Annotated in this window: 3 protein-coding genes; all 3 read right to left on the reverse strand. The window is 40.2% G+C overall.

Annotated elements, in window-relative coordinates:
* Positions 1 to 265 precede the first annotated feature (265 nt).
* The gene (locus BGP77_RS17875; RefSeq protein ID WP_146171166.1) at positions 266 to 1,129 is read right to left on the reverse strand and encodes a hypothetical protein; all 864 of its coding nucleotides are present in this window, start codon (positions 1,127 to 1,129) and stop codon (positions 266 to 268) included.
* Between the two features lie 204 nt (positions 1,130 to 1,333).
* A complete protein-coding gene (locus tag BGP77_RS18345; protein ID WP_108163180.1) occupies positions 1,334 to 1,549 on the reverse strand; it encodes a GNAT family N-acetyltransferase in 216 nt (71 codons plus the stop codon).
* A 111-nt stretch (positions 1,550 to 1,660) separates the two neighbouring features.
* Positions 1,661 to 1,944: tryptophan synthase subunit alpha (locus tag BGP77_RS02550; RefSeq protein ID WP_199224177.1), on the reverse strand; the 284-nt coding region annotated here is incomplete at its 5' end.

Genomic DNA, 1,944 nt, shown 5'->3' on the forward strand with positions numbered 1-1,944 from the left:
CTGATGCCATCTGTCAGGTTTTGAATCCATGATTCATCCTCGTTATATAATTCGCTGAAAAATCACTGCATTGTTTCGATTCCACGCCAGCTTTTCTGGCACCTTGTTTTTTAACAAAAAAAAGGCCTGCATAAAGCAAGCCTTCAAATTACTAACATCAAAGCCTAATTCCGAACGACATAGTCAAAACGAAAGTAGAACCACACATACCTATTATTGAACATCGAACGCTAGAATAGTCCGACATGTGTTTAACTTATATGTTTTAGTTCAATTCGACCAATTCACCAATTGTTAAATAACGCCACCAATTACTGTAGCCATTTTCTGCTTCCGTTAAGGTCATATCATCCCTTAGAAAGAGATGAAATGTCTTAATATCAGTAAATGTGTATGTATCGACAAAACTAATTTCTGATTTTAGAAAAGGCAGTGAATCAACAGTACCGTCAGTAACTGGAATGAATTGATTTGTAAGATATCCAACACGTTCACCCGTCAAAGTATAAAACGAAGCTCTCACATTTTTAACTCGATCGTCATCAATAGCATATTCAATAGTAATTGTTTCGTTTCCGTAGTCTATTGAACTCGTGGCCATGTCAGTGGGTAGTGCAAGCGCTTCAACTCCTCCATTCGTACCGCCCGTATATGCTGGAGAATAAACAAAGCTTACAGCAGTTGAATCTGCTAGGTTTGGTAGTGGAAAATCAAACGATTTACTGACCGAATGTCCTGCGGAGTCTACAACTCGTACTGACCAGCCTTTCAACTCAACAGTATCTGGTAACGATGTTGAGTATCTTCGAACGCCAAAATATCCATTTTCGTTAAATTCATCGTCTGCATAGTCAAATATCTGATACTCCTCACTACTATTTGGGTAGGAGTAAAATATTTCAGTGATGTCACTAAGACCATCCGCGTCACTAACTTTTATACTGAAAAACCGATCAAGACTATGATCTGACGGAAGGCTCTGCCTTGTAAAGAAGCTTGCATCCGCCGCTCTAATATCACCAACAACCCAATCAATGACTGGTTCGCTATTTGAACCACCTGAGTTGCCACAAGACGAGAATAAAACTGCCGACATAACAGTAGCAATGGTAAAAGCACGACTATTCATAATGTATCCCATTTGTTATTTGATTTCATTAGGACAAACAATTTAACGAATGAACGATTCATTCCATCAATCGAAAAACACCTAAACGAATAACATACCAACAAATCTAACAACCTGTCTAAATAAAACAGAACAAAATTGATCTAATTCAGGGCAGAGGGGTTATAAAAGTTAATTGAATTTTAGCTTAGTTGGAGTTTAACTTTAGATTCGATACGCCATCGGTTGAAACTCGCAACCATTAAATATAAACGCGTCAGCAGACTTAAAACAACCGAGTCGGTTATAGGCGGGCACCGAATACGCACTGGCATTAAATTCAATTAAGCGTACATCACTGTGTAAGCGCAAATAATTTTTCGCCTGGTTAAACAATTGCTTGGCGATACCCTGACCCTGAAATTGTTTTGCGACGAACAGGTAATTTCTTCATAGTCTTTGCGCGTCGATTCGACAATTTCCATTTTCATTCTTTCTCAGAATTGCTGAAGTTCCATATTTACTTCGAAATCAGACTTCAGATTGCGCTGGCTAGGCCAAAGCAGAATCAATCAATAACTGCTTCATTTTCTCAGCGGCAACATCGCCGCCATCGTTGCGTTGCCATTCAATATATTTTGAACAAAAGGCGGCAACTTCGGCTGTACCAGTCAACGCTTTTAAATCTTCAGCGGCGCGAACACCAAAGCCGATCGCCAATGGTAAATCAGTGTGTTTCCGAATTCGCGCAACATACTGCTCAAATGCTTCGCCCCATTGGGTTTGCTTGCCGGTGACGCCCATGCGAGAAACGACATAGACCATGCCGCGCGCCG

Origin of the sequence: Saccharospirillum sp. MSK14-1 (assembly GCF_003054965.1) — a bacterium.
Classification (GTDB): Bacteria; Pseudomonadota; Gammaproteobacteria; order Pseudomonadales; family Natronospirillaceae; genus Saccharospirillum.

Excerpts from the sequence above, each read along its gene's own strand:
- BGP77_RS17875 (WP_146171166.1), bottom strand. The coding sequence starts at position 1,129 with ATGAATAGTCGTGCTTTTACCATTGCTACTGTTATGTCGGCAGTTTTA.